Source organism: Streptomyces sp. NPDC059900, from assembly GCF_050270335.1.
Classification (GTDB): domain Bacteria; phylum Actinomycetota; class Actinomycetes; order Streptomycetales; family Streptomycetaceae; genus Streptomyces.
Genome location: NZ_JBNNJZ010000002.1, coordinates 74,358 through 90,144 on the forward strand (window position 1 = coordinate 74,358; position 15,787 = coordinate 90,144).

The window sequence follows — 15,787 nt, forward strand, 5'->3', positions numbered from 1 at the left end:
TTTTTTTCAAGCACAGGACGGAGTGACGATGACGAAGCAGCAGAGGGCGGCCCGTACCCGGCAGGCCCTGATCGAGGCCGCTGCCGGGGAGTTCGACCGCGTGGGCTACCAGGGTTCTTCACTGGCGCGCATCAGCGAGGCGGCGGGGGTGACGCTCGGCGCCCTGACGTTTCACTTCCCGGCCAAACAACGGCTCTGTGCGGCGGTCCGGCTGGAGGGGTACGAGCGGACGTGCCGGGCCGTGGAACACCTGACCGGCCAGGCGCCGCCGGGCATCCTCTCGGGGGTCCGGCTGACCCGGGCGCTGGTGACGCTGCTCGAGGAGGAGGCCGTCGTACGGGCCTCGGCGCGCATCTCGCGGGAGCTGCCGGGCGCCGGGCCCTGCTGGGAGTCGGCGTGGCGCGGGGCGCTCCACCGGATGATCGAGGCGGGGGCGGCACAGGAGCTGCGCCCGGAAGTGTGCGCCGCCGCGGTCAGCGCGCTGGCCGGACATCTCGTCAACGGCGCGGAGGCGCAGCTGCGGGCGGAAGCGGGCGCGGGGCGGGGGTTCGCGGGCGTACGGCTCACCCAGATGTGGGAGCTGGTGCTGTACGGGGTGCTGGGGGCGGGGGTCGTGGTGGGCATGAGACCTCCGCCGGGGGCGGACGAAGGGCCCCTGCTGTTCGGAGCCCCTGTCGCGCCGGTGGTTCAGACGGCGCTGCAACCGCCGTCGACCGGCACCGCTCCCCCGGTGATGAACGATGCCTGATCCGTGCAGAGCCAGACGGCGGCGCGGGCGATTTCCTCCGGCCCGGCAAGGCGCTTGTGGATGGCCCGCGCGACGACGGCCTGCTCCAGCTCCGGAGCGGCCTCCAGGGCTCCTTGCAGCAGTTCGGTACGGGTGCTTCCCACCATCAGGGCATTGACACGGATGCCCCGCTCTCCGTACTCGGCGGCGCCGGCCCGGGTCAGGCCGAGGACCGCGTGCTTGGCCGCGACGTAGGCTGCCGCGGCGCCGGTGGCGAACTGACCGGCCGTACTGGAGGTGTTCACGATGGCGCCGCCGGTGGCCTGTTCGAGCATGACGGGGATCTGGTGGCGCATGCAGTGGAAGACGCCGCGCACGTTCACGTCCATCATGCGGTCGTAGAGAGCCTCGTCCGTCTCGTGCAGCCGGACGCCCATGGCCCCCCAGCCCGCGTTGTTGAAGGCGGCGTCCAGGCTGCCGTAGGTCTCCACCGCGAGCGTGACGGCCCGTTCGACGTCACCGGAGGAGGTGACGTCCGTGGCCACGGCGAGGGCGCGCCCGCCCCGCGCGTTGATCTCGTCGGCGAGGCCGGTGAGCCGGTCCAGACGCCGGGCGGCCAGTACGACGGCGGCGCCGGCCTCGGCGAACTGCCGTGCGGCGGCTGCTCCGATGCCGCTGGACGCCCCTGTGATCATGACGGTTCTGCCGTCGAGCGGACCGTCGGCGACGGCCGGTGGTTTCACGGTCATGGTCTTCCCCCTCGTACGACGCGCAACGATGATCGTTTCGCGGTCGGGGGAACGTTATCCGGCCATGCGGCGCGAAGGGGACGGACGATCAGTGGAAGTACGAGGCGTGGTCTTGTGCCCATCTACGAAAGAGGGTCGGCGTACGCAGCTGCTGTGCGCCGGAAGCGGAAGCGGGCGTACGTAGTTGCTGTGCGCCGGAAGCGGCAACCGGCCCGCCGGGCTCGTGCGTGCCGGAAGCGGGCCCGGGCGCCGCGGAGCTTTCCCGGCCGCGCCGCTCGGCGGCGGACAGGAGGGCCAGGGCGATGGGTTCCGGAAGCCGTCGGCTCCAGCGCTCCAGCGCCTGGTCGGCCGTCAGCTCGGCGAATTCCAGGGGGCGCCCCAGGACGTGGGACAGCTCGGCGGTCTGTTCGCGCGCGGACAGGGCCTGCGGGCCCGCGAAGGCGTACGTGACGTTGGTGTGCCGGGATGTGGTGAGTGCTTCGGCGGCGATCGCGGCGATGTCCCGCGGGTCGACGCAGGGCGTGGCGGCGTCGCCTCGGTAGGCGTGCACGATGCCGTCCGTACGGATCGAGGAGGCCCAGCTCAGCGTGTTGGACATGGGTGAGGGGATGCGCAGCACGGTCCAGGTGAGTCCGCCGGCCCGTGCTTTGTCCTCGCCGGCCCGGTTCCACGCGGCGATGAGATCGTCGGCGGCGGGATCGCCGACTGCGGTCCAGGACAGTTTGACGACATGGCGCGCACCCGCGGCGCGGGCGGCGCTCAGGAGGTTGTCGTCCTGCGCGGGACGCAGGGGGTTGGCCGTGACGACGAACACGCTGTCGGCGCCGTCGAGTCCGGCCTTCAGGCTGGTCGGGTCGTCGTAGTCGCCGCCGACGATCCGGCCGGGCAGGCCGAGTCCGGCGGCCTTGGCCGGGTCGCGCACCAGCAGGCGCAGTCCGGGGTGGTCGGCCAGCTGCCGGGCGACATGCCTGCCGACGGCGCCGGTGGCCCCGGTGACGACTACGGCGCGAGGGGAGGTGGCGGGGGTGCGGGCGGTCACTTCGCGCCGCCGGGCGTGAAGCCGACGAGCGTGGCGTCGCCGGACGTCGCGTCGCCGGACGTCGCGTCGAATCGCATACGGGCGATGGCTCCCGGCGGTGCGATCGCGGGGAGCAGGCACTGCCACATCTCCTCGACCCGGTCGGGCAGGTCCCTGCGGCCCGACTCCAGGTGGGCGTGCATCTGTGCCCCCGTACAGGCGTTGACGACGAGGCGCGCCAGTGCGTCGACGTCGGTCTTGGCGCGCAGTTCCCGCTTGCGCTGAGCGGTGCGGAAGTCCTCGGCGAGCAACTGGGTCCACTGGCCGTGGGAGTTCTCCTCCTTGGAGATGAAGTGCTCCTGGTCCATGACCAGGCGCGCCCCTGCCAGCAGGATGGGATCGTCGAGGAGCATGCGGGCCCACGTCATGGTGACGTCGATGGCGTGCTGGAGACCCTGCGAGTCGCGCGGGGGCACCACGAGCCGGGGCTGGTTGCGGACGATTTCCCTGGCCACCTCTTCTTTGTTCTTGAAGTGGAAGTACAGGGCGCCCAGGGTCACACCGGCCCGCTCCGTGATCTTCGCGACGGTCGTGCCCGCGAAGCCGAGTTCACCGAACACTTCGGCCGCCGCCGTCACCAGGGCGGCCCGGGTGCGTACGGCCCGCTCCTGCTTCACCTCCCGCTGTGCCATCTCGGGGTCCTTTCTCTCGATCTTGCTCGACAAAAAAAAGATTACTATCTATTTTATGGCGGTGACCTGCTGGTCCCGAGCCGCACCTCGGCACACGCAGGCACGCCTTCGTAGGAGAACCACCGTGACCGGCACCATCGAACGCCGATGCAACGCCTCTCAGAACACCTTCGCAGCCGATCTCGCCGCGTACGTCGGCAAGAGGGACCACTCCGAAGTCCTGGTCACCGGATGGCGTCAGGTGTCGGCGACCGTGCAGACCGTCACCGTCGCATGGCCCCGGTCCCACGCCTTCTACACCCCCGGGCCGCGCGGCCACAGTCCGTTGCTGTTCACCGAGAGCGTGCGGCAGGCCCTCGCGGTCGTCAGCCACACCCAGCACGAGATACCACTCGACTACCGGATGGGCTGGGAGTACTTCCGCTGCGACGTCGTACCGGACGGCCTGCGCCTGCGGCCCGGCACCGCCGAGATGACGCTCGTCGTCGCGCACACCGCGGTGAAGAGACGCAGCCTCGGCTCCGTCCATCTGGTGGCGGACGTCGAGGCCTCGATCGACGGGGAGTACGTCGGCTCGGCCGAGATCCGCTACAGCGCCCATCCCCCGGCCATCTACAACCGGCTGCGCGGCCCCTACGCCGATGCCCGGGCGGCGTTCGCCCGTGCCCTGCCGCCGGGGGCGCCCGTGCTGCCCGCTTTCGTGGGACGCCACAGCGAGCGGGACGTCGTCCTCTCCCCCGCGTCTTCCGCGTCTTCCGCGTCTTCCGCGTCTTCCAGGCCCCCCACGCCGCTGCCCGACGAGTGGCTGCTGCGGGCCGACACCAGCCATGGCGTGCTGTTCGACCACCCGCACGACCACGTGCCGGGCATGGTTCTCCTGGAGGCGGTGACCCAGGCCGCGTCGGCCTTCGCCGCCCCGCGCGATGTGACACCGGTCTGTCTCGACACCACCTTCTTCCGCTACGTCGAGTTCGACCTGCCGTGCCTGATCCGCGCCGAGTCCGCCGATCCCGACATCCGGATGAGGCCGCGCCTGCGCGTCCACGGGCAGCAGGCGGGCCGCCCGGCCTTCACGACCGTCGTGACCCTGGAGCCGTCCGCTCTCTGAACCGCCGCGCCGATCCGTCCCGGGAGTCCGCACATGATCCGCCCCCTGGACACCGACAAGGGGCTTTTCGACCCCGGTAAAGGGCTGTTCGACCCCGCCGAGATCGCCCGGCAGATCCTGCACGAAGCACAGCGCGCCGTCTCCGTCCGAGGCGAGCCCTCCGTCCAAGGCGGGAACCCCCTCCGAGGCGGGCCCGCGCCCGCGACGCCACAGGCGTCGGACCCCGGTCTCGTGCCCGACAGCCTCAGCGACCGGGGCAACGCCAAGCTGTTCGTCGCCCTCTACGGGCGGGACTTCCGGCATGTGCCGGGGCTCGGCTGGTACCGGTGGTGCGGCTACCGGTGGGTGCTCGACGAGGACGACGCGGTGCTGTGGGCGGCCGGCGAGATGGCCGAGTCCCTCGCGGAGAGCGACCCGGGAGGCCGTCACCCGGCCTCCGCCCTGCGCCGCCACCGGCGCCGTGCCCTGTCCACGTCGGGCATGAAGGCCATGCTGGCGCAGGCCAGGGCCGCCCCCGGCATGGTCCTCAACGCCGCTCACCTGGACGCCGATCCGTACGCCCTGTGCACTCCGGAAGGGGTCGTCGACCTGCACACCGGGCTGATCGCCGCCCCGGATCCCGGGAGACACCGGCACGCGCGCGCCACCAGCGTCGCCGCCCGGCCCATGGCCACCCCGCGCTGGCAGCGCTTCCTCACCGACACCTTCGGCGACGACTCCGAGGGCCGGCAGCTCATCGCCTTCCTGCACGAACTGCTCGGATACTCGATCACCGGTGACGTCGGTGCGCAGATCATGCCGTTCCTCTACGGGCAGGGAAAGAACGGCAAGAGCGTCCTGCTGGACGTCATGGTCAAGCTGCTGGGCGATTACGCCGACGCCGCCCCGCCCGGCTTCCTCATGGCCCGCCCCTTCGAGGGACACCCCACCGACCTGGCCGAGCTGCACGGCCGCCGGATCATCGTGTGCTCCGAACTCAAGCCCGGCGACCGGTTCGACGAGGCCCGCTTCAAGCATCTGACCGGCGGTGACCGCATCAAGGCCCGCAGAATGCGACAGGACTTCTTCTCCTTCGAGCCCACCCACAAACTGTGGCTGCTCGGCAACCACCGCCCCGAAGTCGGCACCGGCGGCTATGCCTTCTGGCGCCGGATGAAGCTGATCCCCTTCGAGCGGACCGTCACCGACGACCGCAAGGTCGACAACCTCGCCGACGTCCTGGTGACCGAGGAGGGCCCCGGCATCCTGCACTGGCTGATCACCGGCGCCCGCCGCTACCTCAACGGCTCCAGGGATCTCACCGGCCCCCAACGGGTGCGGACGGCCACCACCGCCTACGCCGAGACCGAGGACCACACCGGCCGCTTCCTGGCCGAACGCTGCGCCATCGCCCCGGCGCTGCGAGCCGAACAGGCCCGGCTCTACGGCCAGTACAAGAACTGGTGCCACATCGAGGGCGCCGTTCCGGTCTCTTCCAGAGCCTTCGCCGCACGGGTCAGGGACGCGGTCGGCATCGCGACGCCCCAGGAAATGATCTTGTCGAACCAGCGCAAGTTCTACCCCGGCATAGGCCTGCGGGAAGAAAGCGAGGAAGGCGTGGCGCCACCCGCCCCCGGCTAGCCGTTCAGCAGGTCGCCCAGCACGGCCGCCACGAATCCGAGGAGCGGTACGAGGGCCAGGGCCGCTCCGGATACGACGAGGAAGAGGGCCATGGTCATGTGGGCGAACGCCCGGCCGCCGCGGACTCTGCCGGGGTCCTGCGGGTCGTAGGTGACGTCCACGGACGGGTTCCGGAGCCGCATCAGGACGGTGACCGACGAGTCGTGCGTCACCGTGGCACCCTCGGCCGTCGTGAACCGCAGGACGGGGTACATGGCCTGCTGCTTGGTCGATGTTCGGTAGTCGACGATCTCGCCGGGCACCGTCACGCCGCGCCGCCGCAGGATCCACGGGTCGCGCACGAAGAACCTCCAGGCCACCAGCAGGAGTCCGACGCCGAAGGGCAGCAGGAACACGGTGGCACCCAGCCAGGACACCTGATCGGGATCCTCCACGACCGTGGACAGCAGGACGATCAGCAGCAGATATCCGACCACCCCCATGGTCACCCGGGCGGCGCGGGTGTTGAGCGCCAGAGGCGTCCGGGGCGTGGGGCCGGTGGTCACCAGCGCCGCGCCGTCTGCCACGGGGGCAACACCCTCCATGGCCTGCCGCAGCCCGTCGGTGAACGCGCCCACAGCATTGCTGTTGCCGCTGCTCACCCGAAAGCCGTCCCCCGAGGTGTCCCCGCTGATCCGCAGCCGCACGAAGCCCCTGCCATCACTCTCCACGGCGCCAAGGGCCCGCAAGGGTATGCGCCACGTAGCCCGCCCCCGCACCACAAGCACCTCCCCGCTCTCCAGCCGCATGGCGCCCCCGCGCCCTTTCAACACAATCCGCATATCCCGCCCCATGGGCCAGATCTTAGATCCGCAGCTCCGCGCAGTCTTCGACAAAGGTGCAGAGCCGGCGGATGAGGCTCAAGTGGGTGGCGTACGCGTGGGCATGGACGTCGCCCTGCCACCCGTCAGCTCCCCCCCCTGAAGCCACTGATCCCAGAGGCCGCCCTTCGCCAGGAAGCGGGCGGCTTGGTCGTGACCAAGATTGAGGTCGACATACACGAGGGCGCCCATGGCCACGCTCTGGTCGTAGTGAAGGTCGGGGCGGCGCAGGTAGCGATCAAGGTAGGCGGTGAGGTGCTCGGCGTCGCCCGGCGTACCGAAAGAGGCCAGGGCAACGCAGTACGCCAACCCCGCACAGCAGACCTCACTGGCCAGCAGCAGCTCGCCGATCCCCTCGCGGAACTCGGTCCGGCGGGACACGGCGATGGGCCACGCGGCGGTTCTCCGCTCACGCCACCCGCCTTCGAGGAGAGTGGCGAGTGCGGCCCCGGTAACGAGCCCGGCGTCCACGGCAAGACGCCGCGCGAATCGCTCGCACTCGGCTTCGTCCAGCCGCAACAAACCGCCGCCGAGCTTCAGATAACGCCGCCCGGGCGTCACGTACCGTCGCACCAACACCCGCAATTCGGCGCCCTCATCACAATGCCGCATCCCGGAACCCTGACTCGCCGAACCCGATCCAGCCAGCCATCTGCACCGGCATCCGCTCGCGGAGTACGCGATGGGCAATAGTCGACGTCATGGCCGTAGCGCCTCCGCTCCCCGATGAGCCGTCCGCCGAAGCAGTACTGCGGGCGCGCTGTGCCTGCCGCCTGCCCGAGCACCTGACCGACCTGGCCGGTCCCGCCCACGGCACGGTCGGCCTGCCACTGCACGTGGTCTGGTCCGGGCTGCGCTCCTTTGACCTGGACCGTCCGCGCTCGCGCATGAGCCTGTACCGCGCGGCGCTCGCCGAGGGACAGCGCGAGGACCTGATCGCCTTCCTCGACCCGGACCTGCTGCTGGCGCAGTGGCCCGTGCTGCGCACCCTGATCAGCAGGTCCATCCGCGATGTGTGGGAGTCCCGCTTCACCGAACTCGCCGCCCGGGCCTCGAGCGCCGCATGACCATGTCCGGCCTGCACCGCCGACTGCCCGCCGTGGCTGCGGCACAGCCTGTGGTCTGGCTCCGCAGCCGCACACGGTAGCCGCAGATGTGTCCGTCGGCAGGCCGCCGCGCCGGTCAGTGAGCTGGGCGGGGGCTCCGTGCGGGCAGATCAAGCCATCTCGTCGGGCGGGCAACTGCTGGGTTGTGGTGCTCGGTTCGAGAATCCTTTCTTCCGGCTGCGGCCCTGGCCACAGAGCCGCGCCCTGGCTGTCTGCCCGAGGTCGGACCGGCTCTTGGATTGTCCGGATCGCGGCACCGCACCCCGCTGATTGTCAGTGGCGTCGACGAGGGTTCCGTCCGCTGCTCACATCCGTCCGCACCTCATCCAGGGAGACCGGTGTTCTCGTCACCACGTGCATCACGTGCACCCCATGCAATCCCCCGCTCGGGTCATGACTTCGCCGCCGTACCCGTGACGAGTGAATCGAACGCCCGAGTGCCAGGGGCTTAGGCCCACAGCACTTGCCCTCCCGGCCTCGTTTCGCACCTGCGCTCGACTGGTCCCCCGGCACGGCCCGTATCGGCGCTGTGATCAGCGGCGTTGTCCCCGGTGCTCTACCCGCTCCCCTACCCAGGAGAAATCCATGAACCCCGTGCGTCGCCTTCCCGCCCTCTGCCCCGCGTTCGAAAATCCTCCCGTGCAGGCCGTCGGCCCCGACGCTCTCGGGCGTCCGGCTGACGCGCGCCGGGCCCCGTTCGCCTCCGCGTCCCGACCGTCGGCGAGGTGGGGCGCATGAGCGACAAGAAGACGCTCCCGACGGTCCTGCGAGGTTGGGTCGAGGGCGAGATCGGAGCCGTCGAGCACATCCGGGACACCGCCTCACCGCGCGGGAACGCGCGGGGCTGGGAAGTGGTCCGGGCCGACCGCTGCCGGTTCTTCCTGAAAGTCTCCCCGCACCCGGTGGCGTACGAGAGGGAGACCTTCGCCCTGCGACACGCCGCCCCCGCACTGGGAGGCGGCCGGGCGCCCCAGCTACGCGCCTCCAGCGCCCATCATCTGGCGCTGCTGACGACCGGCGTCCACGGCCGCCCCGTACCGGAAATCCCGCTCACACCGGCCGAGGAGTACGAGACACACCGGCAGGGCGGTCTCCTCCTGGCCCGGCTTCACGCGGCCGGTGAACTGACGGGGCACCGGCGCCTTGAGGCCGAGCAGGAGCTGTACACCACGGCGGAGGACGCGGGCAGGCTCTTGGATCAGGCAGGGGGACGGCTGACGGCGACGGAGCACGGACTCGTCCGGCGTCTCGCGGAACACCTGCGTCTGGCCGGGCCGTTGCAGCTCGGGTTCATCCACGGCGACGCACAGCCGAAGAACCTGCTCTGGTCGCAGCAGGCCGCATGGGTCGGCTTCGGACGAGCCAGATTCGCCCCGGTCGTGCAGGACTTCGTCCGCATGGCCTGCGGAGTGTGGGACGGCAGACCGGATCTGCGCACCGCCTTCTTCAGGGGCTATGGACGCGAGTTGACGCCGCAGGAAGGCGTCGCATTGAAGTGCCTCGCCGCACTGGATGCGGTCACTGCCCTCACCCGGGGCGACACGCACGGCGACACGCACAACGACCTGCACGTCTCCGCGCGTGGCCGCCGCACTCTGGACCGGCTCACCGCGGGGGTGTTCGCATGAGGTGGCCGCACATCGGTGGCTCGAGGCCGGCGACGGCAACGGCAACGGATGACAGCTCCGCCGTCCCCCCGGACGACACCACCGACGTCCCCGCCCCACGCCCCGCGGCCCCGCAGCCCTCGGCCCCCGCCGAGCTCGACTACAACGGGCGCAAGCACCGCAAGGCCATGGAGCACGCGACCCTGTGGGACATGGCCCGCCGGATTCCGACGGCGCTCGCCCAGACGGCCCGGCTCGCCTGGTCCGTCGACCGGCGTATGACGATCACCGTCCTCCTGTGCCAGTTGCTCTCCGGGCTCGGCACGGCCGTCATGCTCACCGCGGTCTCCAAGGCGCTGCCCGAGCTCGCCACCTCCGACGCCCGGACAGGGCTCGCGGCAGCCTGGCCGGCCCTGGCCGTCGCGGTCGTCGCGATGGGGGTGGGCGCCGGTATGTGGATCCTCGCGGACTGGGCCACCCGGCGCCTGAATCCGAAGATCGCCTCCGCCGCCGATCTCACCCTGGTCGACCTCCACATGAGAGCCGAACTCTCCGCCTACGACACGCCGGGGTTCACCGACAGGAGCCAGGCTGCCGAGTTCGGCGCCCTGCGCGCGGTCGACATCGCCGATGACGCCAAGACCCTCACCAACGGTGTCGTCCAGCTGATGTCCGCCGCGACCGTCCTCACGTCACTCCACCCGCTCCTCCTCGGCGTACTGCTCCTCTCGGTGATTCCGCGGGGCCTGGGCGGCGTGATCGCCGCACGCATCGACTACCGCGTCCACGACCGCACCCTCTCCGCCCGCAACGTGCGCGGCATGATGCGCTGGTGGCTCACCACACCGGAGCTCGCCGACGAACTGCGGGCCAACACCATGCGCCCCTATCTGCACTCCTGGTACCAGGACATGTGCCGCAGGGTCGTCGGGCGTGAGCTCGAAGGTGCACGCCCGTATCTGTTCGTGACGCTGCTCGCGGCCTTCCTCGCGGGCGTGTTCACACTCGGCATGTGGGCGTCGCTGGCCGCGCTCGCCCTCTCGGGTGCGATGTCCACGGCCATTGCGGGCACGGCCATCGTCGCCTCGCAGACGGCGGGGCGCGCCCTCAACTCGATCGTGCGGTACGGCGCGGTGATGTTCCACCACGGCCTCTACCTCAGCGACTACTACACCTTCATCGACGAGGTGCGCTCCATGACCACCTCCCGCGGCACCACCCGGGCCAGGGCGCCGCAGCAGATCCGTCTGGACGGGGCGGCGTTCACCTACCCCGACCGGGCCACTCCCGCCCTGCACCCGATCACTCTCACCCTCGACCGCGGGGAGGTCGTCGCCCTGGTCGGCGAGAACGGCGCCGGCAAGTCGACCCTGATCCGCATGCTCACCGGACTGACCGTGCCGACCGGCGGAACCGTGCACTGGGACGACACCGATCTGGCCACCGCCGACGCGGAATCGGCGTGGCGGCACGTCGGCCTCGTACCCCAGAAGAACGGGCACTGGCCACTGCGCGCCAGGGAGAACATCACGCTCGGCCAGCCGCGGGAACACAGCGACGGACTCATCTGGGACGCCGCGGGCCGTGTCGGCATGAGCGACGTACTGAAGGGCCTGCCCGACCAGCTCGACACCCTGCTGGCCCGCTCGGTTTGGGGCGGGCATGAACTGTCCGGCGGGCAGTGGCAGCGTCTGGCCTGTGCGCGGGCGATGTACCGCGAGCCGGCCGTGCTCGTCCTGGACGAGCCGACCAGCGAGATGGACGCCCGCGGCGAGCACATGATCTTCCGCGAGCTGCGTGAGATGGCCCCGGACCGGATCACGGTGGTGGTCACGCACCGCCTGGACAACGTGCGCATGGCGGACCGCGTCATCGTCCTCGAACACGGACGGATCCGCGAGGAGGGCACCTTCGATGCTCTCGTCGCCACCGAGGGGAGCCTGCTGGGCGAGTTGTACGCGCTCGCCAGGGATCGCTGAGGGTGCCTTTCGTGCACTGGAGTTGAAGCCGGCACAGGGGCCGGGGCGGCTGCACGGCCGCCTCGGCCTTCCCGCGGATGGCGGGCCCCCCGGCTAACGTCCGGCGAGGCGGTCCAGGAGGGTGGCGCTTTGGGACAGCAGGGTTCTTTCCTCGTCCGTGAGTTCGGCCTCGATGGCCCGGGCCAGCCAGCCCGCCCTGCGGCCGCGTTCCGCTTCGAGGGCTGCTCGGCCCGCGTCCGACAGCTCGACCAGTGATTTGCGGCCGTCCGTGGGGTGAGCCCGGCGGGTGATCAGGTTCTGTTCCATGAGCAGGCCCACCGCCCTGGCCATCGACTGGGGGCGTACGTGCTGATTGGCGGCGAGGTCGCTGGTGGTCATGGCGCCCTCGCGGTCGAGTGCGCCGAGCACGGCGACCTGGCCCAGCGGGATGCGGTCCTCGTGCTTGACGCGTCGGGTGAGCTTGCCCATCGCGGTACGCAGTTCTGCGGCGATGGCGGCGGATTCCGGGGTGGGCATAGGGCACTTTACCGCGCCGCCGCTCAGCAAAGCCGTACGCCTGACCTGGGCAGAGACGCCGAAGAGTGGAGGTGCACAGCAAAACTGATCAGCCTAACTGTGCAGCATTGCTGTATGGTTTCGTCTCGTCGGGCTCAGCGCCAGCGTTGTCGCAGCCGGGGCCACGGCACACGACAACGGGGAGGATCTCCCATGTCCGAAACAGCAGCGGCCGGGGCCGTCGACGCCACCATCGAGACCGTCACCGCCCGCCGGATCATCGACAGCCGGGGCAACCCCACGGTCGAGGTCGACGTCGTGCTGAGGGACGAACACCTGGGGCGCGCGGCCGTCCCCTCCGGCGCGTCCACCGGCGCCCGGGAAGCCGTGGAGCTGCGCGACGGGGACTCCGCGCGCTGGCACGGCAAGGGCGTGGACCGCGCGGTGGCCCACGTCAACGGGGAGATCGCGGCGGCCGTGCGCGGCCGGGACGCGGCGGACCAGGCGGGGCTCGACGCCGCGCTCGTCGCCCTCGACGGCACCGCCACGAAGTCCCGGCTCGGCGCCAACGCGATCCTCGGCGTGTCCCTCGCTGCCGCCAAGGCCGCCGCGGCGTCCCGCCGCCAGCCCCTCTACCGGTACCTCGGCGGCGCCGACGCCCACCTCCTGCCGCTGCCGATGATGAACATCGTCAACGGCGGTGCCCACGCCGACAATCCGCTGGACTTCCAGGAGTTCATGATCGCGCCCGTGGGCGCGGACACCTTCGCCGAAGCCGTACGCATGGGCAGCGAGGTCTTCCACACCCTGCGCCGCGATCTGCTGGCCGCCGGGCACTCCACGGGCGTCGGCGACGAGGGCGGCTTCGCGCCCGCGCTGCGTACCGCCGAGGAAGCGCTCGACTTCGTGATGAGCGCCATCGAGCGCACCGGCTACCGCCCCGGCACGGACATCGGCCTGATCATGGACCCGGCGTCGTCGGAGTTCTTCCGCGACGGCGTGTACGACTACACGGGCGAGGGAGTGCGCCGCACCCCCTCCGAGAACGCGGACTACCTGGCCAAGCTCATCGACTCGTACCCGATCGTCTCCATCGAGGACCCGATGGCGGAGAACGACCTGGACGGCTGGCGCGAGCTGACCGCCCGCGTCGGCGACCGCTGCCAGCTCACCGGCGACGACGTGTTCTGCACCAACGAGACGCTGCTGCGCGAGGGCATCCGCACCGGCGTCGGCAACTCCGTCCTGGTGAAGGTCAATCAGATCGGCACCCTCACCGAGGCGCTGAACGCGGTGGCCACGGCGCACCAGGCGGGCTGGACGGCGGTCATGTCGCACCGCTCGGGCGAGACGGAGGACACCACCATCGCGGACCTGGCGGTGGCGACCGGCTGCGGACAGATCAAGACCGGCTCCCTCTCCCGCTCCGACCGCACGGCGAAGTACAACCAACTGATCCGCATCGAGGAGGAGTTGGGCGACTCGGCTCGTTTCGCGGGCCGCTCCGCGCTGCGTCGGGCGTGAGCAGCGAGTAGAGACAGGGGCAGAGGCAGAGGCAGCGACATGTGGGCCCCGACCGCGATCGGGGCCCACATGCGCGTCAGGGGTGTGCGTCAGGGAGAGACCTCAGACGCTCCGACTGCTCAAGTACTCGCGCCGCACGACGGACTCAGAGCTGGCCAGCCCCGGCGCGGGCACCCACCGGCCGCGGTGCGACCGGCGCGGCGGCGGACCGTACGGCGACTGCCAGGCAGGCCGGCAGCGGGAGGGAAGGATCGACGAGCGGGCGGGCAGGATCACCCAGTTCTTTGACATGGAGATACACCGGTTCCAGTGAGAGGACAGCGAGAAGACCGCAGCGGAAAGAAGCGCGGCGCACAGCTGCGTCGCGCGGTGGATCAGCGCTCGGGGTGTCTCACTTGGTGTACAACGGCACGTCCTTGCCGGAAGGGGTGGCTGCGGGCGGGAACACGGTAGGGGCACCCGGGAGCGCGGCTCCACTGGTTTTCGGGCGGGTGTGCGCTTCCGGGCGCCGGCGAGTTCCTAGATCCGCCAGGATCGGATCCGGTCGGCCGCGGTGAAGACGTCCGCCTTGGCGGTCATCAACTGTTTGGTCAGGTCTACGAGTTCACCGAAGGGTGCGTCGAGTCCCTGTCCGGAGGCGTGCATGTAGGCAACGGTGATCGCGCAGGCGAAGCGGACGTTGCAGGCAGGCAGGGGCCGCAAGAGGGCGAGGGTCTGGAGCAGGGCCGCGGCGCGCCAGGAGGCGTCGGAGTCGTATCCGAGGCGGGGCGGGTCGACGCGGTGGCGGGCCACGGCCGCGACGAGTGCGGAGAAGTCCGACACCAGAGGCTGCTCGGGCAGGGCCGCTTCGTGTTGTTGCAGCAGCCACGGCACGTCGATGTGCAGGACGGGTGCCATGGGTCAGGCGGCCCGTCCCGTCGAGCTGGGGACGGGTCCGTCGTCGATGCCGGCGGCTGCGATGGCGTCGGCGAGGGCGGGGTCGCGGAAGGTGGCCTGGAACATCTCGGCGGCTTCGCGCAGCGCCCGGTGGCGGGCGATCTTGTCTGCCATCGCCTCACGGACGACGGCCTTCATGGTGGTGCCCTGTTCCTGGGCGAGGGCGCGCAGCTCCTCGAGCTCCTGGTCGCTGAATTCCACGTTGAGAGCGGGCATCCACAAACGGTACCGCGTGGGTACCGAGGCGTAAATATGTGCTGGTCAGAGTGCTTGATGTCAGGTACCTACCGGCTTTCGGGGCCCACCACCGGCGACCACTCGCGGATGTTCGTCAGTTGGACGGCCGGGAGGTGGAAGTAGGGGTCGGCGGCCAGTACGGCGTCGAGTGCGGTGCGGGTCGGGACGTCGAGGATGAGGAGTGCGCCCGAGTCGTCCGCGAAGGGGCCTGCCGCGTGGAGTCGGCCGTCCGCGTGGAGGGCGGCGAGGGCGACTCGGTGGGCGGGGCGGGCCGCGAGGCGGGCGGCGGTGTGTTCGGCGTTGTCGGTGGTGAAGCGCAGTTCGATGGTCCACATGCCGGGGACGCTAGTGTCCGGGGCATGGGCGCGTCTGTATCAGGAGATACACCTCCGTCAGGTCGTACACCCCCGTCAGGACGTACACCTCCGTCAGGAGATACACCCCCGTCAGGACCTGCACCTCCGTGGCTGGCTCTCGCCGGGATCCCGCTGCTTGCCGGGCTGTCGGCGGCGCGGTTGGGCGAGCTCTGGGCGGCTTCGAGGGTCGAGGGTCACGACCGCGGGGAGTGCCTTCGGCGCGAGGGCCGGCCCGCGCATGACCTGGTGTTGCTGTTGAGCGGAGGCGTGGCGGCGACCTCCGTCACCGCGCAGGGGGCGGTCGTCCGGCACGGGGCCTGGGACCGGCCGTGCGCGCTGGACAAGACCGCGGTGATCGACGGCCGCGGGCATACGGCGACGTTCACCGCCCAGACGCAGGTGCGCGTACGGGCACTGCCCCGGCTCGTCTTCCTTTCCCTCGTCGATGATGTCGCCGCCGTACGAGGTCATGTGCTGCGGGTTCTGGCGGCCGAGGCCCGGCGTCAGCAGGAGCGCGTCGTGGCGTCCCTGCTGCCCGCACCGGCACGGCTCGCCGCCTGGCTGCTGGAGTCCGCCGACCCGGCGGGCGTGGTGGACCTGCCTGCCTCGCAGCAGCAGCTCGCGGAGCTGCTCGGGCTCACCCGGGTCACCGTCAACCGAGCGCTGGGGGTGTTCCGCAGGGACCGGTTGATCTCCTACGACCAGCAGGCGGGCCGGGTCACGCTGCTGGCTCCGGAACTGTTGCAGCTGCGCGCCTGCGCCGCCTGAGCAGC

The 15,787-nt window shown here is 70.8% G+C and carries 17 protein-coding genes; 8 read left to right on the top strand and 9 right to left on the bottom strand.

All coding sequences use genetic code 11. From position 1 onward, the window contains the following. Positions 1 to 28: 28 nt before the first annotated feature. Positions 29 to 748 (top strand): TetR/AcrR family transcriptional regulator, encoded by a 720-nt coding sequence (locus ACQKIP_RS00900; protein ID WP_365863943.1) that lies wholly within the window; start codon positions 29 to 31, stop codon positions 746 to 748. Here ACQKIP_RS00900 and ACQKIP_RS00905 read toward each other — a convergent pair. From ACQKIP_RS00905 to ACQKIP_RS00915, 3 genes are all read right to left on the bottom strand, one after another. After that, complete coding sequence (locus tag ACQKIP_RS00905; protein WP_365864084.1) at positions 688 to 1,422, bottom strand: glucose 1-dehydrogenase; 735 nt, start codon at positions 1,420 to 1,422, stop codon at positions 688 to 690. The genes ACQKIP_RS00900 and ACQKIP_RS00905 overlap by 61 nt on opposite strands. A gap of 142 nt (positions 1,423 to 1,564) precedes the next feature. Next, positions 1,565 to 2,515, bottom strand: a complete 951-nt coding sequence (locus tag ACQKIP_RS00910) for an NAD(P)H-binding protein (protein WP_365863941.1) — start codon at positions 2,513 to 2,515, stop codon at positions 1,565 to 1,567. Further along, positions 2,512 to 3,186, bottom strand: a complete 675-nt coding sequence (locus tag ACQKIP_RS00915; protein WP_365863939.1) for a ScbR family autoregulator-binding transcription factor — start codon at positions 3,184 to 3,186, stop codon at positions 2,512 to 2,514. Before ACQKIP_RS00915 ends, ACQKIP_RS00910 begins: the two co-directional genes overlap by 4 nt. Before the next feature lie 124 nt (positions 3,187 to 3,310). On the opposite strand from ACQKIP_RS00915, the gene ACQKIP_RS00920 reads away from it, so the two are divergent. Then, positions 3,311 to 4,294, top strand: coding sequence for a ScbA/BarX family gamma-butyrolactone biosynthesis protein (locus tag ACQKIP_RS00920; protein WP_365863937.1), 984 nt, complete (start codon positions 3,311 to 3,313; stop codon positions 4,292 to 4,294). 33 nt (positions 4,295 to 4,327) lie between these two features. After that, on the top strand, positions 4,328 to 5,914 hold the full coding sequence (locus tag ACQKIP_RS00925; RefSeq protein WP_365863935.1) for a DNA primase family protein: 1,587 nt from the start codon (positions 4,328 to 4,330) through the stop codon (positions 5,912 to 5,914). Here the strand turns inward: ACQKIP_RS00925 and ACQKIP_RS00930 are convergent. Then, positions 5,911 to 6,624 carry a DUF3592 domain-containing protein gene (locus ACQKIP_RS00930; RefSeq protein WP_365863933.1) on the bottom strand — a complete coding sequence of 238 codons (714 nt, stop codon included), beginning with the start codon at positions 6,622 to 6,624 and terminating at the stop codon, positions 5,911 to 5,913. The genes ACQKIP_RS00925 and ACQKIP_RS00930 overlap by 4 nt on opposite strands. 189 nt (positions 6,625 to 6,813) lie before the next feature. After that, complete coding sequence (locus ACQKIP_RS00935; protein WP_365863932.1) at positions 6,814 to 7,386, bottom strand: DUF6000 family protein; 573 nt, start codon at positions 7,384 to 7,386, stop codon at positions 6,814 to 6,816. 89 nt (positions 7,387 to 7,475) lie between these two features. Here ACQKIP_RS00935 and ACQKIP_RS00940 point away from each other — a divergent pair, with 89 nt between their 5' ends. From ACQKIP_RS00940 to ACQKIP_RS00950, 3 genes are all read left to right on the top strand, one after another. Next, complete coding sequence (locus ACQKIP_RS00940; RefSeq protein ID WP_365863930.1) at positions 7,476 to 7,841, top strand: hypothetical protein; 366 nt, start codon at positions 7,476 to 7,478, stop codon at positions 7,839 to 7,841. Positions 7,842 to 8,614: 773 nt separating this feature from the next. Continuing rightward, positions 8,615 to 9,508 (top strand): aminoglycoside phosphotransferase family protein, encoded by an 894-nt coding sequence (locus tag ACQKIP_RS00945; protein WP_365863928.1) that lies wholly within the window; start codon positions 8,615 to 8,617, stop codon positions 9,506 to 9,508. Then, on the top strand, positions 9,505 to 11,466 hold the full coding sequence (locus ACQKIP_RS00950) for an ATP-binding cassette domain-containing protein (protein ID WP_427741826.1): 1,962 nt from the start codon (positions 9,505 to 9,507) through the stop codon (positions 11,464 to 11,466). Before ACQKIP_RS00945 ends, ACQKIP_RS00950 begins: the two co-directional genes overlap by 4 nt. A gap of 93 nt (positions 11,467 to 11,559) precedes the next feature. Here ACQKIP_RS00950 and ACQKIP_RS00955 read toward each other — a convergent pair whose 3' ends face one another. Further along, positions 11,560 to 11,982, bottom strand: a complete 423-nt coding sequence (locus ACQKIP_RS00955) for a MarR family winged helix-turn-helix transcriptional regulator (protein ID WP_365863927.1) — start codon at positions 11,980 to 11,982, stop codon at positions 11,560 to 11,562. A 192-nt stretch (positions 11,983 to 12,174) separates the two neighbouring features. Here ACQKIP_RS00955 and eno point away from each other — a divergent pair, with 192 nt between their 5' ends. After that, a complete protein-coding gene (gene eno / locus ACQKIP_RS00960; RefSeq protein WP_365863926.1) occupies positions 12,175 to 13,485 on the top strand; it encodes a phosphopyruvate hydratase in 1,311 nt (436 codons plus the stop codon). A gap of 519 nt (positions 13,486 to 14,004) precedes the next feature. On the opposite strand, the gene ACQKIP_RS00965 is transcribed toward eno, so the two are convergent. From ACQKIP_RS00965 to ACQKIP_RS00975, 3 genes are all read right to left on the bottom strand, one after another. After that, the gene (locus ACQKIP_RS00965) at positions 14,005 to 14,382 is read right to left on the bottom strand and encodes a toxin Doc (RefSeq protein ID WP_365863924.1); all 378 of its coding nucleotides are present in this window, start codon (positions 14,380 to 14,382) and stop codon (positions 14,005 to 14,007) included. 3 nt (positions 14,383 to 14,385) lie between these two features. Next, on the bottom strand, positions 14,386 to 14,637 hold the full coding sequence (locus ACQKIP_RS00970; protein WP_365863922.1) for a hypothetical protein: 252 nt from the start codon (positions 14,635 to 14,637) through the stop codon (positions 14,386 to 14,388). Positions 14,638 to 14,705: 68 nt separating this feature from the next. Further along, positions 14,706 to 14,993, bottom strand: a complete 288-nt coding sequence (locus tag ACQKIP_RS00975) for a YciI family protein (protein WP_365863920.1) — start codon at positions 14,991 to 14,993, stop codon at positions 14,706 to 14,708. Positions 14,994 to 15,017: 24 nt separating this feature from the next. Here ACQKIP_RS00975 and ACQKIP_RS00980 point away from each other — a divergent pair, with 24 nt between their 5' ends. Further along, positions 15,018 to 15,782 carry a Crp/Fnr family transcriptional regulator gene (locus ACQKIP_RS00980; protein WP_365863918.1) on the top strand — a complete coding sequence of 255 codons (765 nt, stop codon included), beginning with the start codon at positions 15,018 to 15,020 and terminating at the stop codon, positions 15,780 to 15,782. Positions 15,783 to 15,787 lie beyond the last annotated feature (5 nt).